This window comes from Thioclava pacifica DSM 10166 (assembly GCF_000714535.1).
Lineage (GTDB): Bacteria > Pseudomonadota > Alphaproteobacteria > Rhodobacterales > Rhodobacteraceae > Thioclava > Thioclava pacifica.
The window spans coordinates 118,377-144,320 of the sequence record NZ_AUND01000034.1; the positions used below are offsets into that span (position 1 = coordinate 118,377).

General features: G+C 62.3%; 22 protein-coding genes. 5 read left to right on the forward strand and 17 right to left on the reverse strand.

The features are described 5' to 3' along the window. The first annotated feature begins 10 nt into the window (after positions 1–10). From TP2_RS12635 to tsf, 5 genes are all read left to right on the forward strand, one after another. Complete coding sequence (locus TP2_RS12635; RefSeq protein WP_038078064.1) at positions 11–2,446, forward strand: glycogen/starch/alpha-glucan phosphorylase; 2,436 nt, start codon at positions 11–13, stop codon at positions 2,444–2,446. 7 nt (positions 2,447–2,453) lie between these two features. Then, positions 2,454–4,604 (forward strand): 1,4-alpha-glucan branching protein GlgB, encoded by a 2,151-nt coding sequence (gene glgB / locus TP2_RS12640; RefSeq protein WP_038078071.1) that lies wholly within the window; start codon positions 2,454–2,456, stop codon positions 4,602–4,604. Positions 4,605–4,626: 22 nt separating this feature from the next. Continuing rightward, entirely contained in the window at positions 4,627–5,898 is a 1,272-nt protein-coding gene (gene glgC, locus TP2_RS12645; protein ID WP_038078073.1) for a glucose-1-phosphate adenylyltransferase, read from the forward strand. Positions 5,899–6,209: 311 nt separating this feature from the next. Then, positions 6,210–6,986, forward strand: a complete 777-nt coding sequence (rpsB, locus tag TP2_RS12650) for a 30S ribosomal protein S2 (protein ID WP_038078074.1) — start codon at positions 6,210–6,212, stop codon at positions 6,984–6,986. A gap of 68 nt (positions 6,987–7,054) precedes the next feature. Further along, positions 7,055–7,936, forward strand: coding sequence for a translation elongation factor Ts (gene tsf / locus TP2_RS12655; RefSeq protein ID WP_038078076.1), 882 nt, complete (start codon positions 7,055–7,057; stop codon positions 7,934–7,936). Between the two features lie 93 nt (positions 7,937–8,029). Here tsf and TP2_RS12660 read toward each other — a convergent pair whose 3' ends face one another. The 17 genes from TP2_RS12660 to tkt all read right to left on the reverse strand — a co-directional run bounded on the left by TP2_RS12660 (position 8,030) and on the right by tkt (position 25,933). Continuing rightward, a complete protein-coding gene (locus TP2_RS12660; RefSeq protein WP_240473760.1) occupies positions 8,030–8,764 on the reverse strand; it encodes a helix-turn-helix transcriptional regulator in 735 nt (244 codons plus the stop codon). A 151-nt stretch (positions 8,765–8,915) separates the two neighbouring features. Next, on the reverse strand, positions 8,916–10,667 hold the full coding sequence (locus TP2_RS12665) for a SulP family inorganic anion transporter (RefSeq protein ID WP_051692588.1): 1,752 nt from the start codon (positions 10,665–10,667) through the stop codon (positions 8,916–8,918). Between the two features lie 9 nt (positions 10,668–10,676). Continuing rightward, positions 10,677–11,117 carry a protein tyrosine phosphatase family protein gene (locus tag TP2_RS12670; RefSeq protein ID WP_038078079.1) on the reverse strand — a complete coding sequence of 147 codons (441 nt, stop codon included), beginning with the start codon at positions 11,115–11,117 and terminating at the stop codon, positions 10,677–10,679. A gap of 70 nt (positions 11,118–11,187) precedes the next feature. Continuing rightward, on the reverse strand, positions 11,188–12,051 hold the full coding sequence (locus TP2_RS12675; RefSeq protein ID WP_169739538.1) for an MBL fold metallo-hydrolase: 864 nt from the start codon (positions 12,049–12,051) through the stop codon (positions 11,188–11,190). A gap of 48 nt (positions 12,052–12,099) precedes the next feature. Continuing rightward, positions 12,100–12,801, reverse strand: a complete 702-nt coding sequence (locus TP2_RS12680; RefSeq protein ID WP_051692589.1) for an HAD family hydrolase — start codon at positions 12,799–12,801, stop codon at positions 12,100–12,102. Further along, positions 12,795–13,454, reverse strand: coding sequence for a phosphoglycolate phosphatase (locus tag TP2_RS12685; RefSeq protein WP_038078645.1), 660 nt, complete (start codon positions 13,452–13,454; stop codon positions 12,795–12,797). The genes TP2_RS12680 and TP2_RS12685 overlap by 7 nt, the downstream gene beginning before the upstream one ends. Next, a complete protein-coding gene (locus TP2_RS12690) occupies positions 13,451–14,005 on the reverse strand; it encodes a thioredoxin family protein (protein WP_038078085.1) in 555 nt (184 codons plus the stop codon). Before TP2_RS12690 ends, TP2_RS12685 begins: the two co-directional genes overlap by 4 nt. An 8-nt stretch (positions 14,006–14,013) precedes the next feature. Then, positions 14,014–14,970 carry an MBL fold metallo-hydrolase gene (locus TP2_RS12695; protein ID WP_240473761.1) on the reverse strand — a complete coding sequence of 319 codons (957 nt, stop codon included), beginning with the start codon at positions 14,968–14,970 and terminating at the stop codon, positions 14,014–14,016. A gap of 2 nt (positions 14,971–14,972) precedes the next feature. Beyond that, positions 14,973–15,881 (reverse strand): MBL fold metallo-hydrolase, encoded by a 909-nt coding sequence (locus TP2_RS12700; protein WP_038078088.1) that lies wholly within the window; start codon positions 15,879–15,881, stop codon positions 14,973–14,975. Positions 15,882–15,979: 98 nt separating this feature from the next. Beyond that, the gene (gene rpe, locus TP2_RS12705; protein WP_038078090.1) at positions 15,980–16,681 is read right to left on the reverse strand and encodes a ribulose-phosphate 3-epimerase; all 702 of its coding nucleotides are present in this window, start codon (positions 16,679–16,681) and stop codon (positions 15,980–15,982) included. Positions 16,682–16,696: 15 nt separating this feature from the next. Continuing rightward, complete coding sequence (locus tag TP2_RS12710) at positions 16,697–19,024, reverse strand: nitric oxide reductase activation protein NorD (protein WP_038078091.1); 2,328 nt, start codon at positions 19,022–19,024, stop codon at positions 16,697–16,699. 13 nt (positions 19,025–19,037) lie between these two features. Further along, the gene (locus TP2_RS12715) at positions 19,038–19,874 is read right to left on the reverse strand and encodes a CbbQ/NirQ/NorQ/GpvN family protein (protein ID WP_038078092.1); all 837 of its coding nucleotides are present in this window, start codon (positions 19,872–19,874) and stop codon (positions 19,038–19,040) included. A gap of 77 nt (positions 19,875–19,951) precedes the next feature. Then, positions 19,952–20,317 carry a ribulose bisphosphate carboxylase small subunit gene (locus tag TP2_RS12720; RefSeq protein WP_038078093.1) on the reverse strand — a complete coding sequence of 122 codons (366 nt, stop codon included), beginning with the start codon at positions 20,315–20,317 and terminating at the stop codon, positions 19,952–19,954. 40 nt (positions 20,318–20,357) lie between these two features. Next, positions 20,358–21,788: a form I ribulose bisphosphate carboxylase large subunit gene (locus tag TP2_RS12725; protein WP_038078094.1), complete on the reverse strand. Its 1,431-nt coding sequence runs from the start codon at positions 21,786–21,788 to the stop codon at positions 20,358–20,360. Positions 21,789–21,853: 65 nt separating this feature from the next. Then, positions 21,854–22,918 carry a class II fructose-bisphosphate aldolase gene (gene fba, locus TP2_RS12730; RefSeq protein ID WP_038078095.1) on the reverse strand — a complete coding sequence of 355 codons (1,065 nt, stop codon included), beginning with the start codon at positions 22,916–22,918 and terminating at the stop codon, positions 21,854–21,856. Positions 22,919–22,944: 26 nt separating this feature from the next. Further along, positions 22,945–23,946 (reverse strand): type I glyceraldehyde-3-phosphate dehydrogenase, encoded by a 1,002-nt coding sequence (gap, locus tag TP2_RS12735; protein WP_038078096.1) that lies wholly within the window; start codon positions 23,944–23,946, stop codon positions 22,945–22,947. 13 nt (positions 23,947–23,959) lie between these two features. Further along, positions 23,960–25,933 carry a transketolase gene (gene tkt, locus TP2_RS12740; RefSeq protein WP_038078097.1) on the reverse strand — a complete coding sequence of 658 codons (1,974 nt, stop codon included), beginning with the start codon at positions 25,931–25,933 and terminating at the stop codon, positions 23,960–23,962. Between the last annotated feature and the right edge of the window lie 11 nt (positions 25,934–25,944).

Consider the following 25,944-nt stretch of genomic DNA (forward strand, 5'->3'; position numbering starts at 1 on the left):
CATCAATCAAATGATATCTGCCGTTTTTCGGAGACCTCCCCCAGTGAAAGACACTCAATTGCCCTCCGCTGAAACTCTGCGCGACGAAATCCTTCATCACATCACCTATTCGATGGGCAAGGACCCCGATCATGCCTCGGTCTACGATTGGCGCATGGCGCTGAGCCTCGCGATCCGTGACCGGGTGGTCGCGCCGTGGTTCGCCGCGACCCGGCGCACCTGGGACGAGGGGCGCAAGCGCGTCTATTACCTGTCGATGGAATTCCTGATCGGACGGATGCTGGAAGATGCCGCGATCAATCTCGGGATCCGTTCGACCTGCCGTGAAGCGATCGAGAGTCTTGGTCAGGACTGGGACGCGGTGGTCGAGAACGAACCCGATGCGGCTCTGGGCAATGGCGGTCTGGGGCGTCTGGCGGCCTGCTACATGGAAAGCATGGCGACACTGGGTTGTCCGGGCTACGGCTACGGCATCCGATACGAACATGGCCTGTTCAAGCAGCGTTTCGAGGGCGGGCGTCAGGTCGAAAGCCCCGAGGATTGGCTCAAGCAGCGCCATCCGTGGGAGTTCGAGCGCCCCGAAGCGGCCTATGAGATCGGGTTCAAGGGCCATGTCGCGATGGTCGACGGAAAACCCGTCTGGGAGCCCGCCGAAACGGTGATCGCCGAAGCCTATGATATGCCGGTCGTGGGGTGGGACGGGAAATGGGCCAACACGCTGCGGCTCTGGTCGGCCAAGCCCACCGAGATGTTCGACCTCGCGCGGTTCAACCACGGCGATTACGCGGCCGCGGCCGAACCCGAGGCGCTGGCGCGCACGCTCAGCCGTGTCCTCTATCCCGATGACACGACCTTCGCGGGCAAGGAGCTGCGGCTGAAACAGGAGTATTTCCTGACCTCGGCCGCGCTTCAGGACATCATCCGCCGTCACCTTGCAGCCGATCGCCCGCTGTCGAAACTTTCGGATTATGTCGCGATCCAGATGAACGATACGCATCCGGCAATCGCGGGGCCGGAGCTGATACGGATTTTGACCGATCTGCACGGGATGGAGTTCGACGAGGCGATGAGTATCGCCCTGGAATGTCTGGGCTATACCAACCACACATTGCTTCCCGAGGCGCTCGAACGCTGGGCGACCTATCTGATGGGGACGGTCCTGCCGCGTCACATGCAGATCATCGAGCAGATCGACGCCTGGCATCTCAAGATGTTCCCCAAGCGCCCGCATTACGTGGGTATCGTGAAGCATCAGGAAGTGCGGATGGGCGAGCTGGCCTTCATTACCTCGCATAAGGTGAACGGGGTCTCGGCGCTGCATACCGAGCTGATCAAGCGCAACCTCTTCCCGGAGCTCGACAAGCTTCATCCGGGGCGGATTATCAACCAGACCAACGGGATCACCCCGCGTCGCTGGTTGCGCATGGCGAACTCGGAGCTGTCGCACCTGATCATCGACACGATCGGAGACGGATGGGAGGCCGATCTCGATCGGCTGCGTGAATTGGAGCCTTACGCGCAGGATGCCGCCTTCCGCGATGCGTTCATGGGGGCGAAGCGGCGCAACAAGGAACGGCTCGCGCAGTGGGTGGCCGAGACGCAGGGCATCACCATCGACCCCGATGCGATTTTCGATATCCAGGTGAAGCGTATCCACGAATACAAGCGCCAGCTTCTGAACATCCTGCAAACCATCGCGGAATGGCATGAGATGCGCGAGAACCCGCAGGCCGATTACCAGCCGCGCGTGAAGTTCTTCGGCGGCAAGGCGGCGCCTGGCTATTACACCGCCAAGCAGATTATCCGGCTGATCAATGACGTGGCCGAGGTGGTGAATAACGATCCCTATGTCGATGGGCGTCTGAAGATCGTCTACCCGCCCAATTACAACGTCTCGATGGCGGAGCGCCTGATACCGGCGGCGGACCTGTCGGAACAGATTTCGACGGCGGGCAAGGAAGCCTCCGGCACGGGCAATATGAAATTCGCCCTCAACGGGGCGCTGACGATCGGCACGCTCGATGGCGCGAATGTGGAGATCCGTGAGCAGGTCGGCGCAGAGAACTTCTTCCTCTTCGGGATGACCGCCGACGAGGTGATGGAGCGGCGCAAGGATCCCGAACACGCGCGCCACGCGATCATGAATAGCCAGACCTTGCAGGACGTGCTCCAGATGATTGCGGAAGGTCGCTTCTCGCCCGAAGAGCCTGAGCGTTATCACGATCTGGTTCATAACATGTGGCATAGCGACTATTTCCTCGTCGCCTCCGATTTCGAAGCCTACGCAGCCGCGCAGAAAGAGGTGGACGCCGCCTTCGCTGATCGCGCAAGCTGGGCCGAGAAGGCTGTGTTGAACACGGCGCGGATGGGGTTCTTCTCCTCCGACCGGGCGATCCGCGGCTACATGGACGAAATCTGGAACACGCAATCGGCCCTCAAGGCCTAGGAGCGACATGAAACTGACCCCGGAGCAGGCCCGAACCCTGATCGAGGCGCAACACCCCGATCCGTTTTCCGTTCTGGGCCTGCATGGCGGAGAGGTCGTGGCCCTCGTGCCCGGCGCGGACCGCGTCTGGGCGCTCGGTGATGCCGAGGTCGAGTTGACCGAGGTCGTGCCCGGGATTTTCGCGGGAGAATGGGGCGAACCCAGCTACCGCTTGCGCGCACAGAATGCTCAGGCAACCTGGGATTTTGACGACCCCTACGCCTTTGCGCCTGTTCTGGGCGCGATGGACGAATACCTGATCGGCGAGGGAACGCATAAGCGGCTTTGGGAAAAGCTTGGCGCGCATGCCATTACCCATCAGGGTGTTGCAGGGGTGCATTTTGCGGTCTGGGCCCCCAATGCGCGGCGTGTCTCGGTTGTGGGCGAGTTCAATTTCTGGGACGGGCGGCATCACCAGATGCGGCGGCTCGGCGCGACTGGCGTCTGGGAGATCTTCGTGCCCGGTATCCATGAGGGCGCGCTTTACAAATACGAACTGCTGGACGCCTCCGGAAAGGTTCTGCCGCTCAAGGCCGACCCGGTGGGGTTCGGGGCCGAGCATCCCCCCGCGCAGGCCTCGGTCGTGCGCAAGCTTGGCCTGCACCGCTTCGGTGACGGCGCCTGGTGCGGGACCCGCGCGCAAGCTCAGGAACGTCATGCGCCGATTTCGATCTACGAGGTTCATCTGGGGAGCTGGGTGCGGGTCTGGGATGAGGGAGGCCGCCCGCTCTCCTATCACGAACTCGCCGAGAAGCTCGTGGATTACGTTTGCGACATGGGCTTCACCCATATCGAGCTGCTACCGATTACCGAGCACCCGTTCGACGGATCGTGGGGTTATCAGCCCATCGGTCTTTATGCGCCGACGATCCGTCACGGTCGCCCCGAGGAATTCGCGGAATTCGTGGATGCGGCGCACAAGCGCGGGCTTGGCGTTATCCTCGATTGGGTGCCGGGGCATTTCCCGACCGACGATCACGGGCTCAAGGAGTTCGATGGCACGGCGCTTTACGAACATGCCGACCCCAAAGAGGGGTTCCATCAGGACTGGAACACGCTGATCTACAATTACGGGCGACGGGAGGTTTCGAACTACCTGCTCGCCAATGCGCTTTTCTGGCTTGAGGAATATCACCTCGATGGCCTGCGTGTGGATGCGGTGGCCTCGATGCTCTATCGCGACTATTCGCGCGCCGCGGGTGAATGGGTTCCCAACAAATATGGCGGGCGCGAAAATCTCGAAGCGATCGAGTTCCTCAAGGCGATGAATGCGGCCTCCTATGGCGGCGCGCCGGGGATCATGACCGTGGCGGAGGAAAGCACCGCCTTTCCGGGTGTGACGATGCCGGTCCATGAAGGGGGGCTGGGGTTCGGCTACAAGTGGAACATGGGTTGGATGAATGACAGCCTGCGCTATTTCGCCCGTGACCCGATCTATCGCAAGCACCACCATAACGAGCTGACCTTCGCCAGCTCCTATGCGTTTTCCGAGAATTTCATCCTGCCGATCAGCCATGACGAGGTCGTCCATGGCAAGGGCTCGATGCTGGGCAAGATGCCGGGCGACGACCCGGAGAAATTTGCCAACCTGCGCGCTTTTTACGCGTTCCAATGGGCGCATCCGGGCAAGAAACTGCTCTTCATGGGTCAGGAATTCGGACAATGGTCGGAATGGAGCCACGAGCGCGAGCTCGACTGGTATCTCCTCAATGATCCGCGCCATGCGGGGATGCGCAATCTCGTGCGTGATCTCAATCGGCTCTATCGCGAGACGCCCGCTTTGCATTGGGGCGATTGCGATCCGGGCGGGTTTTCATGGAGCGCCGCCGACGATGCCGAAGCGTCGGTCTACGTCTTCGAGCGGCACGCGCCCGGCAGTGAACCCGTCGTCATCGCGGCCAATCTCACGCCGGTCGAGCGCACTTATCGGATCGGCCTGCCGCAGGGCGGGCATTGGGTCGAGATCCTGAACACGGATTCAGGCCATTATGGCGGCGAGAACCGAGGCAATCTTGGCGCGGTGGAGGCCGAGACCTTTACCCAGTCACATCGCGATTACAGTGCGGAGGTCTATTTGCCACCGCTCTCGGTGGTGATGTTCGCGCCGCATTCGAATTGAAGGACCAGCAAGGGGGGAAAGCATGAAACCGCAACCCAATACGCGACTGAGCGCCCAGGCGATGGCCTTCGTGCTGGCCGGTGGCCGTGGGAGCCGATTGAAGGAGCTCACCGACCGGCGCGCAAAACCCGCCGTCTATTTCGGCGGTAAAACCCGGATCATCGACTTCGCGCTGTCGAATGCGCTCAATTCGGGCATTCGCAAGATGGCGATCGCGACGCAATACAAAGCCCATTCGCTAATCCGCCACATCCAGCGCGGTTGGGATTTCTTCCGCGCCGAGCGCAACGAATATCTCGACATCCTGCCCGCCTCGCAGCGTGTGGCCGAAAGCCGCTGGTATCAGGGAACTGCGGATGCGGTCGCCCAGAACATCGACATCATCGAGGATTATGGCGTGAAATATGTCGTCATCCTCGCGGGTGATCATATCTACAAGATGGATTACGAGGTGATGCTGCGCCAGCATGTCGAGACGCAGGCCGATGTCACGATCGGTTGCCTCACGGTCCCGCGGATGGAGGCAACCGCGTTCGGGGTGATGGCCGTCGACAAGGCGGGCCAGATCACCGACTTCTTGGAAAAGCCCGCCAATCCGCCCGGGATGCCCGATGATCCCGATCATGCGCTCGCCTCTATGGGGATCTATGTTTTCGACTGGCAATTCCTGCGCGAGTTGCTGGTGCGCGACATGGAGGATCCGAACTCGAGCCATGATTTCGGCCATGACCTGATCCCGCAGATCGTCAAGCACGGCAAGGCGATGGCGCATAAGTTCTCCGACAGCTGCGTGACGACAGGGCTCGAGACCGAACCCTATTGGCGCGATGTTGGAACGGTGGATGCATTCTGGCAGGCCAATATCGACCTGACCGATTTCACTCCGAAGCTCGACCTTTACGATACCGAATGGCCGATCTGGACCTATGCGGAGATCGTGCCGCCCGCGAAATTCATCCATGACGAGGAAAACCGGCGCGGCACCGCGATTTCGTCGCTGATCTCGGGCGATTGCATCGTTTCGGGCTCGGAGGTGCGCAATTCCCTGCTGTTCACCGGTGTGCGCTCGCACAGCTTCTCCTCGCTCGAACATGCGGTGCTGCTGCCCTATGTGACGGTCAACCGAAAAGCGCGGCTGACGCGCTGCGTGATCGATCGCGGGGTGACCATCCCCGAAGGCCTGATCGTGGGCGAGGATCCGGAAGAGGACGCGAAATGGTTCCGCCGCTCGGAAGGCGGGGTGGTGCTCATCACGCAGAGCATGCTCGACAAGCGCGCCGCAGCGCTTGAGTGAGCGCCGGGCAGGGGGCCAGCCCCCTCGGCGCGTGCCGCGCCTCACCCCCGAGATATTTATCTCAAGAAGAAGAGACAGGCCCGCTTCTTCTTGATCCAAATATCTCGGGGTGAATTCGGCGAAGCCGAAGAGGGGCAGCGCCCCTGTCCCGTCGATCCAAACCGGGGCTTGCCTTATCCGGCTCAAGCGTCTATATCGCGCGCACTTCACAGGCGGAGGCGGGCCGATGGGGGAGACATCCCCAAAGGTCCACCGGTTGGGGGAAATCCCTGAAAACCTCCGCTCAGGCGCAAACCGGAAAGGAAATGGACATGGCGCTTCCCGAATTCTCCCTGCGTCAGCTCTTGGAAGCTGGCGTTCACTTTGGTCACCAGACGCAGCGCTGGAACCCGCGTATGGGCCAGTACATCTATGGCGACCGTAACGGCATCCACATCCTCGATCTGACCCAGACCGTGCCGATGCTCGATCAGGCTCTGCAGGTCGTTCGTGACACCGTTGCCAAGGGTGGCCGCGTTCTCTTCGTCGGCACCAAGCGTCAAGCTGCCAAGCCGATCGCGGACGCTGCCGAGAAATGCGCGCAGTACTACATGAACCACCGCTGGCTCGGCGGCACGCTGACCAACTGGAAAACCGTTTCGCAGTCGATCAAGCGTCTGAACGAGATCGACGAGAAGCTCGAGTCGGGCGCTGGTGGTCTGACCAAGAAAGAGCGTCTGGGCATGGAGCGTGACCAGGCCAAGCTGCAGGCTTCGCTGGGCGGCATTCGCGAAATGGGCGGTCTGCCGGACCTGCTGTTCGTGATCGACGTGAACAAGGAAGACCTCGCCATCGCGGAAGCCAAGAAGCTCGGCATCCCGGTCGTGGCCGTGGTCGACTCGAACTGCTCGCCCGAAGGCGTGGATTACGTGATCCCGGGCAACGATGACGCGGCCCGCGCCATCGCGCTCTATTGCGACCTCGCTTCGCGTGCGGCGCTCGACGGCATGAGCGCCCAGATGGGTGCCGCTGGTGTGGACCTCGGCGCGCTGGCCGAGACCCCGGTCGAGGAAGCCCTCGCCGAGGCTGGCGTCGAAGCTGAGGCCTGAGCCGTCACCGCAATGACATGAGGGCGGGTTACCCCGCCCTCGCTGACTTCTTCAAAGGAGATCCGACCATGGCGATTACCGCTGCAATGGTGAAGGAACTGCGCGAATCGACCGGCGCAGGCATGATGGACGCGAAAAAAGCGCTGACCGAGACCGATGGCGACATGGAAGCCGCCGTTGACTGGCTGCGCACCAAGGGCCTCGCGAAGGCTGCCAAGAAATCGGGCCGCGTGGCCGCCGAAGGTCTGGTGGCCGTGGCCGTCGACAGCGGCAAGGGCGTCGCGATCGAGATCAACTCGGAAACCGACTTCGTTGCGAAGAACGCTGATTTCCAGAAGCTCGTCGCCGATATCGCCGAAGTCGCTCTGGAAACCGGTGAGGACATCGAGGTCGTGAAGGCCGCGCATCTCAATGGCAAGACCGTCGAGGACGTGCTGACCGACGCCATCGCGCGTATCGGTGAGAACATGACGCTGCGCCGGATGCACCTGCTCGAAGGCGAGAGCCTCGTGCATTACGTGCACAACGCGGCTGCTGAAGGCATGGGCAAGATCGGTGTGCTCGTCGCGATGAACGGTGCCGACAATGGCATCGGCAAGCAGATCGCGATGCATATCGCCGCGACCAACCCGGCCGCGCTGTCCGAAGCCGATCTCGACCCCTCCGTGGTCGAGAAGGAAAAGCAGGTTCAGATCGACATCGCACGTGAATCGGGCAAGCCCGAGCAGGTGATCGAGAAGATGATCGAAGGCCGCATGAACAAGTTCGTGGCCGAAGTGACGCTGCTCAATCAGCAATTCGTCGTCAACCCCGACATCACCGTCGGTCAGGCTGCGAAAGAGGCTGGCGTCGAAGTCACCGGCTTCGTGCGCATGGAAGTCGGCGAAGGCATCGAGAAGAAAGAAGAAGACTTCGCTGCCGAAGTCGCGAAGACCGCCGCCGGCAACTGAGCCGAAGCGTTCTGATCCAAAAACGAAACGCCGTTCCCTCGGGGGCGGCGTTTTTCGTTACAGGGCGCGAGGGGTGAGGCTGTGTTGCCGGTCTCAGCGCGCCAGCTTCGCGTTGATAAAAATCTGCTTTTGCAGCGAGGCCTTCATCACGGCCTGCGCGGTCGTGTCGACATCAAGCGCCTCGCGCGCAAGCCGGAGATGCTTTTCCACCGTCGAAGCCGTCAGCCCCATGATGATCGCGATATCGGCCGTGGTCTTGCCATCGGCGACCCATTCGAGCACTTCGCGCTGGCGATTGGTCAGCGCCCGGCGCGCGGTCGCGAAGGGCATGGTCGAGATGCGCAGATGCACGAGCCTGTTCTTCACCATCAACTCGCGCTCGTTCTCGGCCCAGATCCGATCGACATCATCCTGGCTCAGCCCCGGACGGCCGACGAGACCCATGCCGCCGCGCGACCGGCTCGAGGCGTCGCCGAAACCGATCGAATAGCCCGCACGGATTCCGAAACGGTTGTTGAGGTCGATCACGGCGATCTCGGCCGGGGTCAATTCGTTGCGGTTGATCCGTTCGGCCAGCATGCGCCAGGAGGCCGCGCCATCATTGGCCGCCGCCCATTGCACCATCGGCGCATCGCGATAGAGCCCGCCACCCACGAAGAGTTCGAGATATTCAGGTTCATGGTTTGCGAGGATCAGCATGTCGTCGACATCGCCAAGGCTATTGGCGGTGCGAAAACTCGTGAAGCCATAAATGACCCGGGTGAACCCGTATTTCGCCATCTCCCGGCAATGCGCGTCCCAGATCTCCTTGATGTCACGAGATCTCAAAATGGTTTCACAAAAACTCAGCATCCTACGCAGCCCCGCGTCGGCCTCCCCGTTGCTCATGCGTAGCAAAAGGGAGGTCTTTGACGCAACAATCATAACCTAACGTCACGCTTGTCACTGCATGTTTTGCTATGCGGAGTGCAATCCCTTGTTAACGATGAGTTTCGCAGCGTGACAGATCGGCACAGTCGCGCGTTGTCTCGGGGGCGAGGGTCGCGAGCGCATCAAAATGCGTCAGATAGATCTGCCCGGAGAGATGGGTGATCAGGTCCGAGCGGGTCAGGCGATCCATCACCGGGCCTTTCACCTCCGACAGGTGCAGCCGCACGCCCGCATCCTTGAGCTGCTCGTTGACCTGTTCGAGCGCTTCGAGAGCGGAGGAGTCGATATGGTTGATCGCAGGGCAATTCAGCACGACATGCTTGATCGACTTGTCGGCCGCGATGCGGTCGTAGATCATCTCCTCGATGAAACGCGCATTGGGGAACCAGAGGCTTTCGTCGACCCGCAGGCTCAGCACGCCCGGTGCAGTTTCGACGCGGTGGCGGCGAATATTGCGGAAATGCTCGGTGCCCGGAACCTGGCCGAGCTCGGCCACGTGCGGGCGCGAGCTGCGCCACAGGTGCAACCCGATCGACAGGATCACCCCGGTCGCGATGCCGACATCGACCCCGTCGAGAAGCGTCACCACGATCGTCGCGACCATCGCCATCGCGTCACCGGGCGAATAGGTGAAGATGCGCTTGATCGCGCCGAGATCGACCAGCGTCAGCACCGCAACGAAGATCGTCGCGGCTAGCGTTGCCTGCGGCAGGAAATAGAGCGCGGGCGTCAGCGTGAAGGTCGCGACCGCCATGCCGATCGCGGTGAAGGCGCCGGCGGCGGGGGTGGCCGCGCCGGCCTCGAAATTCACAACCGAACGGGCGAAACCGCCGGTCACGGGGAAACCGCCGGAGATCGAGGCCGCGATATTGGAGCCACCCAGCGCCACGAGTTCCTGATCGGGATCGATGCGCTGGCGCTTCTTCGCGGCGAGTGTTTGAGCGACCGAGATGGTCTCGACATAGCCGATGATGGAGATCAGCAGCGCAGGCACGAAGAGCTGCCCCCAGAGCGCGGGATCGAACGGGGGTAGGGTGGGGGCGGGCAGGCCCTCGGGCACTTCGCCTACGACCTTCACGCCCCAATTCTCAAGGCCGAGCGCCCAGGTGACGAGGATCGTGACGATGACCGCGACCACCGGTGCTGCGCGCACCAGCACCGAGGCGAGCCGTTCCGTGAGGCCGCGCTTGATCAGCACCGGTTTCAGCCCCTTGCGCGACCAGTAGAGAAAGCCGATCGCGAAGATCGAGATCAGCACAGTCGGGATGTTGATCTGATGGATATTCGCCCAAATGCCTTCGGCGACTTCCGGGATCGTCTTGCCCGGAACCTTGATGCCAAGGAAATGCTTGAGCTGCCCGGCGGCGATCAGGATGCCCGAGGCCGAGATGAAACCCGCGATCACCGGATGGCTGAGGAAAGAGGTGATGAAGCCGAGCCGCAGCAGGCCCATCACGAGAAGCATGATCCCAGAGATGAAGGCGAGCGCGATTGCCGCGCCCAGATATTCCGGCGTCCCCTTGGCCGCGAGATCGCCCACCGCCGTTGCGGTCATCAGCGACACGACCGCCACCGGCCCCACCGCGAGAGGGCGCGACGTGCCCAGCAGTGCATAGATGACGAGCGGCGAGATCGAGGCATAGAGCCCGACCTCGGGCGGCAGCCCCGCGAGCAGCGCATAGGCGAGCGATTGCGGGATCAGCATGATCGTGACGATGATCGCTGCGATCAGGTCGGCCTCAAGGGTGGCGCGGTTATACTCGCGCCCCCAGGTGAGGATCGGGAAATATCTTTTGAGCATCAGGATTTATCAGAGGATCTTGCCACGGCGCGTGGCGTAGAATTTCAAAACCGGGATCAGCGAGCTGTGATCGTATCCGGCATGGGCGGCGGTCTCGATGATCTTGTCGAGATCCATCTTGCCCGCCTCGCTCATCCCCCACAGATGCGACGAGCGCGTGCCCGAACGGCAATAGCCGAAGACGGGTTTGGGCGCGGATTTCATGATCGCCTCATAGTCGGCAACCAGATCGAAGGTCATCTCGCCGGGATAATAGGGCAGGTAGTGATAGTTCATCCCGTGTTTCGCGGCGAGCTTGGCCATCACCGCCGAGCTGTGCTCCTCATCCACCTCTTCATCGGGGCGGTTGGTGATCAGCGTGCGGAAGCCCATCTCGGCGAGTTTGGCCACGTCTTCGGGTTCGATCTGCGGCGCGACCGAAAAATTGTCGGAGAGTTTGCGCGGTTCCATTCGGTTTCCTGTATGTCCTGCCTGTCAAAAAATCGGGGCGGGTGTTCGCCTCCCGCCCCCTTGTTCCGTCTCAGAGCCCGTTCACCGGTACCTTGAGATAGGTATTGCCCTTCTCGTCCTTGGGCGGCATCTGGCCTGCGCGCATGTTCACCTGCAAGGACGGGATGATCAGTTTGGGCATGGCCAGCGTCGCGTCGCGCTCGGTGCGCATCTTGACGAACTCCTGCTCCGACTTGCCGCCACCGATATGGATGTTGCGGGCCTTTTCCTCGGCCACGCTGGTTTCCCACGCGTATTCGTCGCGGCCCGGCGCCTTGTAGTCGTGGCCCACAAAGATGCGGGTCTCGTCGGGCAGGGTGAGGATCTTCTGGATCGACGCATAGAGCGTTTCCGCCGAGCCACCCGGGAAGTCGCAACGCGCAGTGCCGAAATCGGGCATGAAGAGCGTGTCGCCCACGAAAGCGGCGTCACCGATCACGTAAGTCAGGCAGGCGGGCGTGTGACCCGGCGTGTGCAGAACCTTGCCCTCCAGCGCGCCCACCGAGAAGGTGTCACCTTCCTGGAAGAGCTTGTCGAATTGCGAGCCGTCGCGTTGGAATTCGGTGCCTTCGTTGAAGATCTTGCCGAACGTGTCCTGCACGACCTGGATGCGGTCGCCGATACCGATCTTGCCGCCGACGCGCTCCTGGATATAGGGCGCGGCCGAGAGGTGGTCGGCATGGACGTGGCTCTCGAGGATCCATTCCACCTCGAGCCCCTGTTCCTGCACATAGGCGATGACCTCATCGGCGGATTTGGTATCCGTCCGGCCCGAGGAATAGTCGAAATCGAGTACGCTATCGACAACGGCGCAAGCCTTGCTACCGGGATCTTTCACCACATAGGAGACGGTGAAAGTCGCGGTGTCGAAAAACGCTTTGACGTCAGGTTTGATCATGGCGGCCTCCGTTAACCTGCCCCGGATATGTAGCGGGGCGACAGACTATGAAATTGCGGCACTCTGTCCCAGCCCTTGCCGGATCTCGGACGGTAAGGGATGCGAGAGATCGGGGATGATCCAATCGGCGGAGGAGAAATCCCCGCCGTCGGTATAGGCAGATGGTGTCAGCACCACGCGCAGCCCAGCGCCTTGCGCCGATTTTAGGCCCATCTCGCTATCTTCGAAAGCGATGCAGGCCCCGGCGGGCAGGTTCAGGCGGCTCAGAGCGAGCTCGAACACGTCGGGTGCGGGTTTTTTCGCGGTCACCTCATCGCCAGCGGCGATTGCCTCGAAGATCGTGTCGGGCTCGAGTGTCAGCGTCGCGCGGATGAGTGCGTCAACATTGGGACGGTTCGTGGTGGTGGCGATGGCGAGAGGGATGCCAGCTTCGCGGGCGGCCCCGATCAGTTCGGCCACGCCGGGGCGCAGCGGCACTTCGCCAGAGGCGATGATCTCGACGTAACGCGCGGTCTTGATCTTGTGCAGATCGGCGATCTCCGCGTCGGACGGGCCAAAGCCGACCTCGTCGCGGTGACGTGCCATGCGCTCCTTGCCACCTGTGGTCTTCAGGAGTTCGCGGTAATCGTCTTGCGACCAGTCCCAGTCGATGCCCTGCGCGGCGAAGGTCTCGTTGAAGGCGCGGCGATGCGCTTCTTCGGTTTCCGCGAGTGTCCCGTCCACGTCGAAGATCAGCGCGCTCACCATTTCCAGCCCTCCACCAGACCGGGCACCATCGCCCAATCCGAAAAGGCCACGTCATGGGGCACCTCGTGCAGCGGCGTCTTGCGATAGCCTTCGGAATAGATCGCGAAGGGGGCCTGCGCGTTCACCGCCGTTTCGGCATCGACCTCCGAGTCGCCCACATAGATCATCCGCCCGCCGCCAAGTGCCTCGTGGCAATGGTGCAGCATCTGCGGTTCGGGCTTGCGCGTGGGCATCGAGTCGCCCCCCAGCGTCAGCTCGAAATAGTCCCAGAGCCCGACATGGCGCAAAGCCGCCTCGGCCGGCGCAAAGGGCTTGTTGGTGCAGACCGCCATCCGGCAGCCCATCGCCTTCAATGCATCGAGGGCCGCGATCACGCCCGGATAAGGGACATTGCCCTCCACATCCGTCTCGTAGCGCGCGATCAGCGCGTGCTCGACGCGGGCGAACAGCGGCCCGTCGGGGTCTTCACCCGAAGTGATCAGAAGTTGGCGCACGAGGTTCGGTACGCCCTTGCCGACGAAGCTGCGGATCGTCGAAAGCGAGAGCGGTTCAAAGCCCATATCGTTCAGCACCGCATTCGAGACCGCATGGATCGCCGGGACCGAGTCGATCAGGGTTCCGTCAAGATCGAAGATGACGGAGGGCGCGCTCATGCGGCTTTCCACTTGATCGAGCAGCCCATCGAGGGGATCTGGTCCTTCGGCCCAACGCCCGTCTCGGCCACCATCATCATCCCCTCGTAAAGCTCGCGCCGCGCATCCGCAGGCCCCGCCTGCTTGGCCGAGGCATCGAGACGCCCGCGATATTGCAGCCCGTCCTCGGCGTTGAAGCCGAAGAAGTCGGGGGTGCAGGCCGCGCCATAGGCCTTCGCGACTGCCTGGCTCTCGTCATAGAGATAGGGGAAGGTGAAGCCTTTCTCCTGAGCCAGCTTGGCCATGTTCTCGAAGCCGTCTTCGGGGTAGTCGTCTGCATCGTTGGCCGAGATCGCCACGACGCCGATCCCTGCCGCCTGCAACTCGGCCGCATCGCGCAGGATGCGGTCAAGGATCGACTGGACATAGGGGCAATGGTTGCAGATGAACATCACCAGCGTGCCGTTCGGACCGCGGATGTCATCGAAGCTGTATTGCTTGCCATCGGTGCCGGGCAGGGTGAAGCCCGGAGCCTTCCAGCCGAAATCGCAGACGGGGGGTGTGACAGCCATGCTCTCTCCTATTCGAATTCCATTTCCTCGTAGACGACACCGGCGTTCTTCGTCGCCAGCTCCTCGAACGTGTCGAGGTTCTTGTAGGGGCTCTGGTCGACGTAATAAGCCCCGGCAAGATCGCCGCCATCGTCGATATGCTCGCCGATCTTGTCGCGAAGGTAATGCAGGTAACCGGTGGTGCCGAGCGTGACCTTCTCGAGATTCGTCGGGTGACCGTGGCCGGGGATCACGAAGAGCGGATCGAGCGGGATGAACTTGGTTTCAAACGTTTCGATCCAACAGCTCGTGCAGGTGCCCGAGAAGATCGGCGGCATCCGTTCCGAGAATGCGATATCGCCCGCGATCATGAAGCGCTGCTCGGGCAGCCAGACCTGCGTGTCGCCGGGGCTGTGCGCGGGGCCGAGATGGAGCACCTCGATGGTGAAATCTCCCATCTCGATGACGCGCTTGTCCTCGAACGTCTCAGTGGGCAGCATCGGGTCGGTGCCCTCGGCCGTTTCCTGACCGTAGCGCTTCAGCGCCTCCCAGGCGCCCGCCATGTCATGCTTGAACTCCTCGGCGGCATCGACATGGGCAAGCACAGGAATGCCCTGCGCGATCCAGTAATTGTTACCGAGCATCGCATGGCCTTGGCCGTTCTCGTTGATCACCAGCTTCACCGGTTGATCGGTGACGGCCTTGATCTCGTCATGCAGCGCCTTCGAAAGCTGATAGGAAGCGCCCGAATTTACCACGATCACGCCATCGCCGGTCACGATGAAGCTGAGATTGTTGTTATGGCCCGCGTTCTCATAGGTCGGCGGCGCGGTCGCCCCGATCGAGGTCCAGACGCCGGGGATCACCTCATAGGGTTTCGAATAGAGCACCGAGCCCGGATACATGTCCGGCACATCTTCGGAGGCCAGCACGGGTGCCGCGCTAAGAAGGGCCGCCAAGGCGCTGGTCAGGATGAATTTTTTCACGATCAGACCTCCGGCACGTAGCGATAGGCATCGCCGTCACGCTCGACATGGCCAAGACCGCCTTCGGGCAGGTGGAAACCGACGATCGGCATTTTTTCCGAAGCCAGCTGATCGAGCAGCGCCGTGCGGGTCTTCGCGCCCAGATCCGGGTCCTGATCCGAGCCCGCCGCCATGCCGGGCGCGGCAAAAGCGAGGTAGTGGTTCACGATCGCATCGCCGATGATGAAGGCCTGCGCATTGCCGTTCTTCACCTGATAGGACATGTGGCCGGGCGTATGGCCGGGAGTCATCTGCGCCATGATGCCGGGCAGGATTTCCTCGCCATCCCCGAAGGTTGCGATCTGATCCTGAAGCGTTTCCAGGCGGCGCAACGCGCCAGCGGCGAAGGTCTTGCGGCCATCGTCGATACTGTCGAGCGTCGCCGGGTCGATCCAGTAATCGAACTCGGTCTTGCCCATCATGTGCTGAGCGTTGTGGAAGAAGGGCTCGTCGAAATCGTCGAGCACGCCCCAGAGGTGATCGGGGTGGCCGTGGGTGAAGACGACATGGGTCACATCCTCGGGGGCCACGCCAAGCGCGTCCATCGCCTCGGTCAGCTTGCCTGCGGTGGGCATGAAGTCATTGCCCGAGCCCACGTCGAACAGAACCGTATTCGTGCCGTCACGATAGAGCGTGACGTTGCAGGGCGGCTCGACCGCATCGCCGGTGATCCCGTAACGCTCGAGAATCGGTTTCGCATCCGGGTTGTCGGTCACGAAGCCGAGCGGCAGCACGAGATTGCCATCGGACAGCGTGTCGATCCGGGCCGTGCCCATCTCGAGCGAGGTGGCGGCAAAGCTCAGCCGGGGCAGGGCGCTCAGGGCGCCCGCGGCCATGGCGCCGCGCAGAATGGTGCGTCGCGTGAATTTCATGCCAGTCCTCCCTTACTGGTATTCAATTCTGCGAATATGAACGACAGAATGTCGCAGGGCAAGCGGTCAGTTCACGCGAACGCGATCAACTTTCACCCTCACTGGGCCGCCTTGAGCGCCCCTTCTGCCGCCGCGCGAATGGCCGCGATGTTCTGGCCATAGACTTCGGGCTTGTCGACCGAGCCACCTTTGAAGACGGCCGAGCCCGCGACGAAGCAGTCCGCGCCGGCCTCGACCAGCGGGCCCACGGTGGTCGGATCGACGCCGCCATCGACCTGGATGTGGATCTCACGATCGCCAATCATTTCGCGCACTTGGCGGACCTTGTTGACGCTGCCGGGGATGAATTTCTGACCGCCGAAACCGGGGTTCACGCTCATCACAAGCACCATGTCGACGAGGTCGAGAAGCTCCGAGATCACGCTCGCGGGCGTGCCGGGATTGAGCGAGATGCCGCATTTCACGCCCTGCGCCTTGATCGCCTGAAGCGTGCGATGCGGGTGCGGACCGGCCTCCCAATGCGCGACGATCATATCGGCGCCCGCTTCGGCATAGGCCTCGATGTAGGGATCGACCGGCGCGATCATCAGGTGAACGTCCATGAAGGTCTTCACATGCGGGCGGAACGCCTTCACCGCGGGCGGGCCAAAGGTGAGGTTCGGCACGAAATGCCCGTCCATCACGTCGATATGGACCCAATCGGCGCCCTGATCTTCGATAGCACGGATCTCGGCGCCGAAATTGGCGAAATCGGCCGACAGGATCGAGGGCGCGATCTTGATGGAACGGTCAAAGCTCATGGGGTCCTCCGGGGGTCATTTCGTCAGTTGCGCAAACAGCGTCGGCAGTTTCTCGGGCAGGCGTTCGACCTGGTCGATGATCGTGTAGTTATTCGCCCCGAAGATGCGCGACACGTAGCGGTCGGCCTCGGGGTCGAGGGTCAGGCAATAGCTGTTAACGCCCATTTGCTGCAGTTCCGCAACCGCCTTCTTGGCGTCCATGCGCAGATATTGCGGATCGCGCTCGTCGATATCGGCGGGCTCGCCATCGGTGACGATCAGCAGGAGCTTGTGCGTCTCCGAGCGTCCGGCAAGGTGATGGGCGGCGTGCCGCATCGCCGCGCCCATTCGGGTCGAAAGCCCACCCTTCATCCCCGCAAGCCGCCCTTTGGCCTCTTCGTCGAGACGCTGCTCGAAATCCTTGAAGCGGTAGTAATGCACGTCGTGGCGGCCATCCGAGGCAAAGCCGTGGATCGCGAACGGATCGCCGATGCCCGAGATCGCCGAGGCCACGAGCGCCGAAGCCTCGCGGGTCAGTTCCAGAACGGTCTTGTCCGATCCGCGCACGGTTTCATTTGTCGATTCCGACAGATCGAGCAGGATGACCACCGCCAGATCGCGCCGGTTGATCACGTTGCGCATGGTGATGCGAGTATCGGGCTGCATGCCGATGCGGCTCATGACCATCGCATCGACGGCGGCATTGATGTCGAGCTCGTCGCCATCCTCCAGCCGCCGCTGGCGCGACACGCCCTGCGGGCGCAGCCGATCCACGATCTGCTTGATCCGGTGACGGATGCCGCGATGCTCGGTCAGGATCTTGTCGATGATGTCCGGGTCGTCCTTGCCCTGACGGCGTTCGTAGACGGTCGACCAGCTCGGGCGCATCAGCTGAACCTTGTAGTCCCATTCGCCATAGTGGAACGGATCCGAGACAGGCTCCTTGCCCTCCATCTCGTTATAGGAGACGCCCTCGTCCTCGTAGGGGAAAAGCTCCGAAGACAGGACCCAGACCTCCTGCGCATCGTCGCCCGCGGTCTCGACATCGACCTCGTTGACGAATTCCATCAGACCCACGCGCTTGCGCACCTGCGCCTGACCGGTCTGATAGGCGGATTGGTTGTCCCAGTCATAACCGTCGAGCGCCCAGATGAAGCGGTTGTCGTCGCGATAGGGGATAGCGAGCTGTTCGAGGATGCGCAGGCTCGGCACCGCGCGGCGCTGCGCGAGGATGTTGAAAAGCTCGACCCCCAGCGACCAGCTCAGCATGGTTGCGCGCGGGTTGTTGGGCACCTCGTCATGGAAGGTCTGCACGAGATTGTCGATCTCGGGATCACCGAGGCGCAGCCCCGGTTCATTGAGCGCCTTCGCGATCTTTTCGAGCAGATACATCGTCTCATGCTCGTATTTCCCGGGCGGGGTCTCGGGCATGAGATTGCCAAACATCGTGCGCAGCCCCGGAAAGGCTTGGGTGGCGCAATATTCGACGCGGGCATCCTCGATCATGCCGATCAGGAAGATTTGCGCGGGGTTGAGCGCCTCCTGCCCAAGCCCTTGATCCGAATAGACGATATGAGAGGCCATATGCGCGCACATCGCGCGGTAGAGATCGAGACCAGAGACGCCGCCGACCCCATCGACCGCATCGGGCAGGTGCAGCGCACCGTCTTCGATGAAGGGGCGGAAACCCGCGAAATCGGCCGCCGAGGGGCGCAGGAAGAAATCACGGCCCCAGAAGGCGCGCAGGTAGAAATTGAGCCGGCGCTGGCTATCGATGAAGAGCGTGCCGCGGCGCTCCTGTTTGAGAACCGCGCGGCTGTCTTCCGAGACCAGCCCGAAATAATCCGCCTGTTTCGGCAGGTCGCGCCGATAGGCCTCTGCGCCGAAATCCACCCAGCGGCGCAGCCCGGAGAGGGTGAGTTTCGCCAGCAATTCTTCGAGCACGCCGAACATCGGGCGCAGACCGCGCGGCGCGATCGCCGCAAGACGGTGCAGCAGAGCCAGGTAGCCGCGCAGAAGCTCCGGGTCACCGAAGCGCCGCGACGCGCCGGGCAGGGTGTCGATCATCAGGATCAGCACCTCGCCCGAGACCATCGAGGCAAGCTTCAGTACGGCACCGACCACGTCGCGGATCGAATCCTCGCCGCATTCCTTCACCACTTGCGGAATCTCGTCGAGATAGGAGATCAGCAGACGCGGCCCCTTGCCGAGCGAGATCATCGCGCGGGCGCCGTCCATGTAGTCCTTCAGACCGGCGGGCGACATCAGCCGCGCGGCCTCGTGGAAGAGCCCCTCGAGGCTTTCTTCCAACTCGGGCGCGGTCTTGACCAGCTCCTCGCGGTAATCTTCGAGATCGACCTTCATGGGACAGGCCCCCTCACGCGACCTTCGAGCTGTCGGTTACTTCGGGAAAGAAGGTCTGCACGGCGGCTTGCAGCGTGTCGCGCATATCCGGGTCGTCGGTGAGCGGCTCCACCAGCGCCATCTGGCAGGCGGCGGGCGGCGCGATGTTCTGCGAAATCAGCTGGCCTGCGTAAACCAGCAGGCGCGTGGACATGCCTTCGTCGAGCCCGTGGCCCTTGAGGTTGCGCGAGCGTTCGGCCACCTGAACCAGCTTCTCGGCGGTCTTCAGGTCGATCCCGGCCTCGTGGCTCACGATCTCGGCCTCGGTCGCGGCCTGAGGGTAATCGAAACTCATCGCGCCGAAGCGCTGCTTGGTCGATTGCTTGAGATCCTTCATCATCGACTGGTAGCCGGGGTTGTAGGAAATCACGACCTGAAAATCGGGATGGGCATCGACCAGCTCGCCCTTCTTCTCCAGCGGCAGCTGGCGGCGGTGGTCGGTCAGCGGGTGGATGACGACGGTGGTATCCTGACGGGCTTCCACGACCTCGTCGAGATAGCAGATCGCGCCGATCCGCGCCGCGATCGTCAGCGGGCCGTCCTGCCACTTGGTGCCGTTGATATCCAAGAGGAACCGCCCGATCAGGTCCGAGGCGGTCATGTCCTCGTTACAGGCGACGGTGATCAGCGGACGCTGGAGTTTCCAGGCCATGTATTCGACGAAACGGGATTTGCCGCAGCCCGTGGGGCCCTTGAGCATGACCGGCATGCGCACGTCGTAGGCGGCGGCATATTGTTCGATCTCGTTGCCTACGGGCCGGTAATAGGGCTCGGACTTGATCCGGAACTGTTCGGGGTCGATATCGCTCATGGCTGGCTCTCCGTCGCGCTGGGAAATCCAAGAATGGGGAAAGGCGGGCCACCGAACCGGCAGCCCGCCCGGAAAGATCAGGCAGAGGCCGACATGTCGGCGCGGTACACCACCATCGAGGTGCCCTGCGTCTGCTTGAAGTTGTCGTAGCCCACAAGGCGCACGTGGTTGCCCGGGTTGGCGGTCTTGCACATCTCGATCTCCTGGAAGATCGCGTCCACGTCGGTCTCGCCGAACATCGGAAGCTTCCACATGTACCAGTAGTTCGAGCGCATGTTCTCGGGCTCGGTATGCTCGATGGCCGGGTTCCAGCCCTTCGAGACGATGTATTCCACCTGCTTGCGCAGCTCCTCGGGGGTCAGTTGCGGCAGATAGGAGAACGTACCCATCTTGCGGCTGTTCGGGTCCGAGATGCGCGAGCTGTAATCTTGCATTCCGCTCATGTTTTCAATCCTTTCTCAGGCGTTCGTGAAGTGGCGCACCTTAGCGGTGCGACACGTCCAGCTTGTCCACGGTGTCGAACTCGAACTTGATCTCTTTCCAGGTTTCCATGGCGATCTTGAGTTCGGGGCTGTGCTTGGCCGCCTCGGTCATGATGTCCTTGGATTCCTTCTCGAGTTCACGGCCCTCGTTGCGTGCCTTGACGCAGGCTTCGACCGCCACACGGTTCGCGGCCGCACCGGCGGCGTTGCCCCACGGGTGGCCCAGCGTGCCGCCGCCGAACTGAAGGCAGCTGTCATCGCCGAAGATGTTGACGAGCGCCGGCATGTGCCAGACGTGGATGCCACCCGAGGCCACCGGCAGAACGCCCGGCATCTGGCCCCAGTCCTGATCGAAGAAGATGCCGCGCGAACGGTCTTCCTTGACGTATTTGTCGCGCATCAGGTCGATCCAGCCGAGCGTCGCGGCCCGGTCGCCTTCGAGCTTGCCGACAACGGTGCCCGAGTGCAGGTGGTCGCCGCCGAGAAGGCGCAGCATCTTCGCGAGAACGCGGAAGTTGATGCCGTGCTTGGGGTGACGGTCGATCACGCCGTGCATCGCGCGGTGGACGTGCAGCAGCATGCCGTTGTCGCGGCACCAGCGCGAGAGCGACGCCTGCGCGGCCCAGCCCATCGTGAGGTAGTCCGACATGATGATCGGCGAGCCGATCTCCTTGGCGAACTCGGCGCGCTTGTACATCTCTTCGATGTTCGGCGCGGTCACGTTGAGGTAGTGGCCTTTACGTTCACCGGTCTCTTTTTCTGCCTTTTCAATTGCTTCTTGGCAGAACTCGAAGCGGTCGCGCCAGCGCATGAAGGGCTGCGAGTTGATGTTCTCGTCATCCTTGGTGAAGTCGAGACCGCCACGCAGGGCTTCGTACACCGCACGGCCGTAGTTCTTGGCCGAAAGGCCCAGCTTCGGCTTGATCGTGCAGCCCAGGAACGGACGACCGTATTTGTCCATCTTGTCGCGCTCGACCTGGATGCCGTGGGGCGGGCCGTCGCAGGTGGTCACGAACCACAGCGGGAAGCGCACATCTTCCAGACGCAGCGCACGCACGGCCTTGAAGCCGAACACGTTGCCGACAAGCGAGGTGAAGACGTTGACCACCGAGCCTTCTTCGAAGAGGCCCATCGGGTAAGCGATGAAGGCGTAGTAGCTCTCGTCATCGCCCGGCACGTCTTCGATCGCGTAGGCGCGGCCCTTGTAGTAGTCGAGGTCGGTCAGCAGGTCGGTCCAGACGGTGGTCCAGGTGCCGGTCGAGCTTTCCGCGGCCACAGCGGCAGCGGCTTCCTCGCGCGGCACGCCCGCTTGCGGCGTGATCTTGAAGACGGCGAGAACGTCGCTCTCCTTCGGGGTGTAGTTCGGCTCCCAGTAGGTTTCGCGGTATTCCTTGACGCCGGCGGAATATTTGCCCGGTGCGTTCTGATTCATCTGAGGGTCTCCTTCTCTCCCTAAATCTCAATGTGCCCGGCCGGCGGCCGGCCGGGCACGATGTGTCAGGCCACGACCGGGTCGAGCGACCCGCTGGCATAGCGTTTGGCCATGTCATCCATGTCGATGACATCGATCTTGCTGGCATTGCCCGCGGTGCCGAAGCGTTCGAACCGGTCGAGGCAGAGCTTCTCCATCTCTTCCATGGCCGGGATCATGAACTTGCGGGGATCGAATTCTTTCTTCTTCTCCATCGCGACCTTGCGGAACTGGCCGGTGATCGCCATCCGGTTGTCGGTGTCGATATTGACCTTGCGCACGCCCGACTTGATGCCGCGCTCGATCTCTTCGACCGGGACGCCATAGGTCTGAGGCATCTCGCCGCCGAAATCGTTGATCAGATCCTGGAGGTATTGCGGCACGCTCGAGGAGCCGTGCATCACCAGGTGGACCGACGGGATCTTGGCGTGGATCTTCTCGATCTGGCTGATCGCGAGCGTGTCGCCGGTCGGTTTCGAGCTGAACTTGTAGGCGCCGTGCGAGGTGCCGCAGGCGATGGCCAGCGCATCGACCTTGGTGAGCTTGACGAAGTCGAGCGCCTCGTCGGGATCGGTCAGGAGCTGGTCATGGCTCAGCTTGCCTTCCGCGCCCGAGCCGTCTTCCTTCGCGGCCTCGCCGGTCTCGAGCGAGCCGAGAACACCGAGCTCGCCTTCAACCGAGGCGCCGACCCAATGGGCCATGTCGGCGACGCGCTTGGTGATGCCCACATTGTAGTCCCAATCGGCGGGGGTCTTCATGTCTTCCTTCAGCGAACCGTCCATCATGACGGAGGTGAAGCCATGCTTGATCGCGGAAAGGCAGGTCGCTTCGTTATTGCCGTGATCCTGATGCATGCAGAGCGGGATCTTCGGGAACATTTCGGACAGCGCCTGGATCATGTGGCGCAGCATGATGTCGCCCGCATAGGAGCGCGCGCCGCGGCTCGCCTGCATGATCACCGGCGAGTCGCATTTCTGCGCCGCCTTCATGATCGCAAGGCCCTGTTCCATGTTGTTGATGTTGAAGGCCGGCACGCCATAGCCTTCTTCGGCAGCGTGGTCGAGCAGTTGTCTGAGCGTAATCAGTGCCATATCAGTCGTTCCTTACCTTTCGCGCTTCAGATCAGCTTGCCCATCGCGACGGCCGTATCGGCCATGCGGTTCGAGAAGCCCCATTCGTTGTCGTACCAGCTCAGGATGCGGACCATGCGGCCGTCCATCACTTTGGTCTGGTCCATGTGGAAGACCGAGCTGTGAGGATCGTGGTTGAAGTCGCTGGAAACATTGGGTTTGTCAGTATAGCCGAGGATGCCCTTCATCGGGCCGTTCGCCGCTGCGCGGATCGCGGCGTTCACTTCCTCGACGGTGGTGTCCTTGGCGGCTTCGAAGACCAGATCGACGACCGAGACATTCGGGGTCGGCACGCGGATCGCGACGCCGTCGAGCTTGCCGTTGAGTTCCGGCAGTACGAGGCCCACGGCCTTCGCGGCGCCGGTCGAGGTCGGGATCATGCTGAGTGCTGCAGCGCGGGCGCGGTACATGTCCGAGTGCATCGTATCGAGCGTCGGCTGGTCACCCGTGTAGGAGTGGATCGTCGTCATGAAGCCCTTGGAGATGCCGATCGCATCGTTGAGCGCCTTGGCGACCGGCGAGAGGCAGTTCGTGGTGCACGACGCGTTCGACACGATCATGTCGTCCTTGGTCAGCGACCCGTGGTTCACGCCATAGACGATGGTCTTGTCGGCACCCGCGGCCGGGGCCGAGACGAGCACGCGCTTCGAGCCGTTCTCGAGGTGGAAGGCGGCCTTTTCACGCGCGGTGAAGATGCCGGTGCATTCCATCGCGATATCCACATCGCCCCAGGGCAGTTCTTTCGGATCGCGGATCGCGGTGACCTTGATCGGGCCACGGCCGGCGTCGATCCAGTCCTCACCCGTGGTCACGGTCTGCGGGAAGCGACCGTGGACGCTGTCGAATTGCAGCAGATGCGCGTTGGTCTCGACCGGGCCCAGATCGTTGATTGCAACGACTTCGATGTCGGTGCGGCCGGATTCGATGATCCCGCGCAGAACGTTGCGGCCGATCCGACCAAACCCGTTGATGGCAACTTTAACCGTCATTCTCTTATGTCCCTCAGATCAGTTCTTTGGCTTCCGAAACAATCGCTTCGGCGGTGATGTTGAAGTGCTTGTAAAGGGCCGGGGCAGGGGCCGAGGCGCCGAAGCCCGTCATGCCGACGAAGCTGTCGCGCGGGCCCAGGAACAGATCCCAGCCCTGGCGGATCGCGGCCTCGCAGCCGATCTTCGGCGCGGTGCCCATGACCTCGACCTTGTAAACCGCATCCTGCTGCTCGAAGAGCTCGAAACAGGGTGCCGAAACCACGGCCGCCTTGATCCCTTCAGCGGCGAGCTTGTCGGCCGCATCCATCGCAATCTCGACCTCGGAGCCGGTGGCGATGATCGTCACATCGCGCGCGCCCGGATCGCGCAGCAGATACGCGCCGCGTGCCGTCAGGTTCTCGACCACGTGCTCGGTGCGCACGGTCGGAAGGTTCTGACGCGAAGCCACGATCATCGTCGGCGTGGTCTTCGAGGTCATCGCGATTTCCCAGGCCTCGGCGGTCTCCACCGCATCAGCCGGGCGGAGGACGAGCAGGTTCGGAATGGCCCGAAGCGAGGCCAGATGCTCAACCGGCTGATGGGTGGGACCGTCCTCGCCGAGGCCGATCGAGTCATGAGTCATGACATAGCAGGTCGGCACCCCCATGAGCGCCGAGAGGCGGATCGCGGGGCGGCAGTAATCGGCGAAGGCCATGAAGGTGCCGCCATAGGGCTTGAGCCCGCCATGAAGCACGATCCCGTTCATCGCCGCGGCCATGCCGTGCTCGCGGATGCCGTAATGCAGGTAGTCGCCGGTGAAATCGTTCGGAGTGATCGACTTCATCCCCGAGGATTTCGTCAGGTTCGACCCGGTCAGGTCAGCCGAACCGCCCACGGTGAAGGGCAGGGTGGCGTTGACCACTTCCAGTGCCATCTGGCTCGCCTTGCGGGTCGCGACCTTGGGCTTGTCTTCGGACAGCTTGCGTTTGTAGGCCTCGATCGCGGCGGGCAGCGTCCCGACCTCATCCTCTTCGGCGGCGAGAAATTCGGCGCGGGCGGTTGCGGTGTTCAACCGCTGCTCCCACTCCGCCCGCGCCTGCGCGCCTCGCGACGCGATCCGGCCCCATTCGTCATAGATCGCCTGGGGAATTTCGAAGGGACCATGGTCCCAGTGCAGTTGCTTGCGCGCGGCGGCGATTTCGTCATCGCCGAGCGGAGCCCCATGCACATCGTGGCTGCCTTGCTTGTTCGGCGCACCGAAGCCGATGATGGTGCGGCAGGCGATCATCGAGGGGCGCGGATCCTTGCGCGCAGCCTCGATCGCGTCGGCGATCTCGGTCGGCGTATGGCCGTCGCATTCCAGAACATGCCAGCCAGCGGCGGCAAAACGCGCTTTCTGATCCATCGAGGTCGAAAGATCGGTGTCGCCGTCGATGGTGATCGCGTTATCGTCCCACATCACGATCAGCTTGCCGAGCTTGAGATGCCCCGCGAGGTCGATTGCTTCGTGGCTGATGCCTTCCATGAGGCAGCCGTCACCCGCGATGACATAGGTGAAATGATCAACAAGATCATTGCCGTAGCGTGCGTTTTTCATCTTCTCGGCAATCGCCATCCCGACGGCGGTTGCGATGCCCTGGCCGAGCGGGCCGGTCGTGACTTCGATCCCGTCGGCATGGCCATATTCCGGGTGGCCAGCGGTGCGGCTGCCGAGTTGGCGGAAAGCCTTGATCTGCTCGATATCCATATCGGCATAGCCCAGCAGATGGTTGATCGCATAGATCAGCATCGAACCGTGACCGGCCGAGAGCACGAAGCGATCGCGATCAGGCCATTTCGGCGCGGTCGGATCGATATTCATGAAACGGTTGAAGAGAACCGTCGCCACATCGGCCATGCCCATCGGCATCCCGGGATGGCCGGAATTTGCCTTTTGAACCGCATCCATCGCCAATGCGCGGATCGCGTTCGCCATGCGGGTTTCCTGAGTGATATGAATGTCTTTCATCACGGTCTTAA

Bases quoted from the DNA above. Each gene is read 5' to 3' on its own strand.
- TP2_RS12635 (WP_038078064.1), top strand. From the start codon at position 11: ATGATATCTGCCGTTTTTCGGAGACCTCCCCCAGTGAAAGACACTCAA.
- glgB (WP_038078071.1), top strand. From the start codon at position 2,454: ATGAAACTGACCCCGGAGCAGGCCCGAACCCTGATCGAGGCGCAACAC.
- glgC (WP_038078073.1), top strand. From the start codon at position 4,627: ATGAAACCGCAACCCAATACGCGACTGAGCGCCCAGGCGATGGCCTTC.
- rpsB (WP_038078074.1), top strand. From the start codon at position 6,210: ATGGCGCTTCCCGAATTCTCCCTGCGTCAGCTCTTGGAAGCTGGCGTT.
- tsf (WP_038078076.1), top strand. From the start codon at position 7,055: ATGGCGATTACCGCTGCAATGGTGAAGGAACTGCGCGAATCGACCGGC.
- TP2_RS12665 (WP_051692588.1), bottom strand. From the start codon at position 10,667: ATGCTCAAAAGATATTTCCCGATCCTCACCTGGGGGCGCGAGTATAAC.
- TP2_RS12670 (WP_038078079.1), bottom strand. From the start codon at position 11,117: ATGGAACCGCGCAAACTCTCCGACAATTTTTCGGTCGCGCCGCAGATC.
- TP2_RS12680 (WP_051692589.1), bottom strand. From the start codon at position 12,801: ATGGTGAGCGCGCTGATCTTCGACGTGGACGGGACACTCGCGGAAACC.
- TP2_RS12685 (WP_038078645.1), bottom strand. From the start codon at position 13,454: ATGAGCGCGCCCTCCGTCATCTTCGATCTTGACGGAACCCTGATCGAC.
- TP2_RS12690 (WP_038078085.1), bottom strand. From the start codon at position 14,005: ATGGCTGTCACACCCCCCGTCTGCGATTTCGGCTGGAAGGCTCCGGGC.
- TP2_RS12700 (WP_038078088.1), bottom strand. From the start codon at position 15,881: ATGAAATTCACGCGACGCACCATTCTGCGCGGCGCCATGGCCGCGGGC.
- rpe (WP_038078090.1), bottom strand. From the start codon at position 16,681: ATGAGCTTTGACCGTTCCATCAAGATCGCGCCCTCGATCCTGTCGGCC.
- TP2_RS12710 (WP_038078091.1), bottom strand. From the start codon at position 19,024: ATGAAGGTCGATCTCGAAGATTACCGCGAGGAGCTGGTCAAGACCGCG.
- TP2_RS12715 (WP_038078092.1), bottom strand. From the start codon at position 19,874: ATGAGCGATATCGACCCCGAACAGTTCCGGATCAAGTCCGAGCCCTAT.
- TP2_RS12720 (WP_038078093.1), bottom strand. From the start codon at position 20,317: ATGAGCGGAATGCAAGATTACAGCTCGCGCATCTCGGACCCGAACAGC.
- TP2_RS12725 (WP_038078094.1), bottom strand. From the start codon at position 21,788: ATGAATCAGAACGCACCGGGCAAATATTCCGCCGGCGTCAAGGAATAC.
- fba (WP_038078095.1), bottom strand. From the start codon at position 22,918: ATGGCACTGATTACGCTCAGACAACTGCTCGACCACGCTGCCGAAGAA.
- gap (WP_038078096.1), bottom strand. From the start codon at position 23,946: ATGACGGTTAAAGTTGCCATCAACGGGTTTGGTCGGATCGGCCGCAAC.
- tkt (WP_038078097.1), bottom strand. From the start codon at position 25,933: ATGAAAGACATTCATATCACTCAGGAAACCCGCATGGCGAACGCGATC.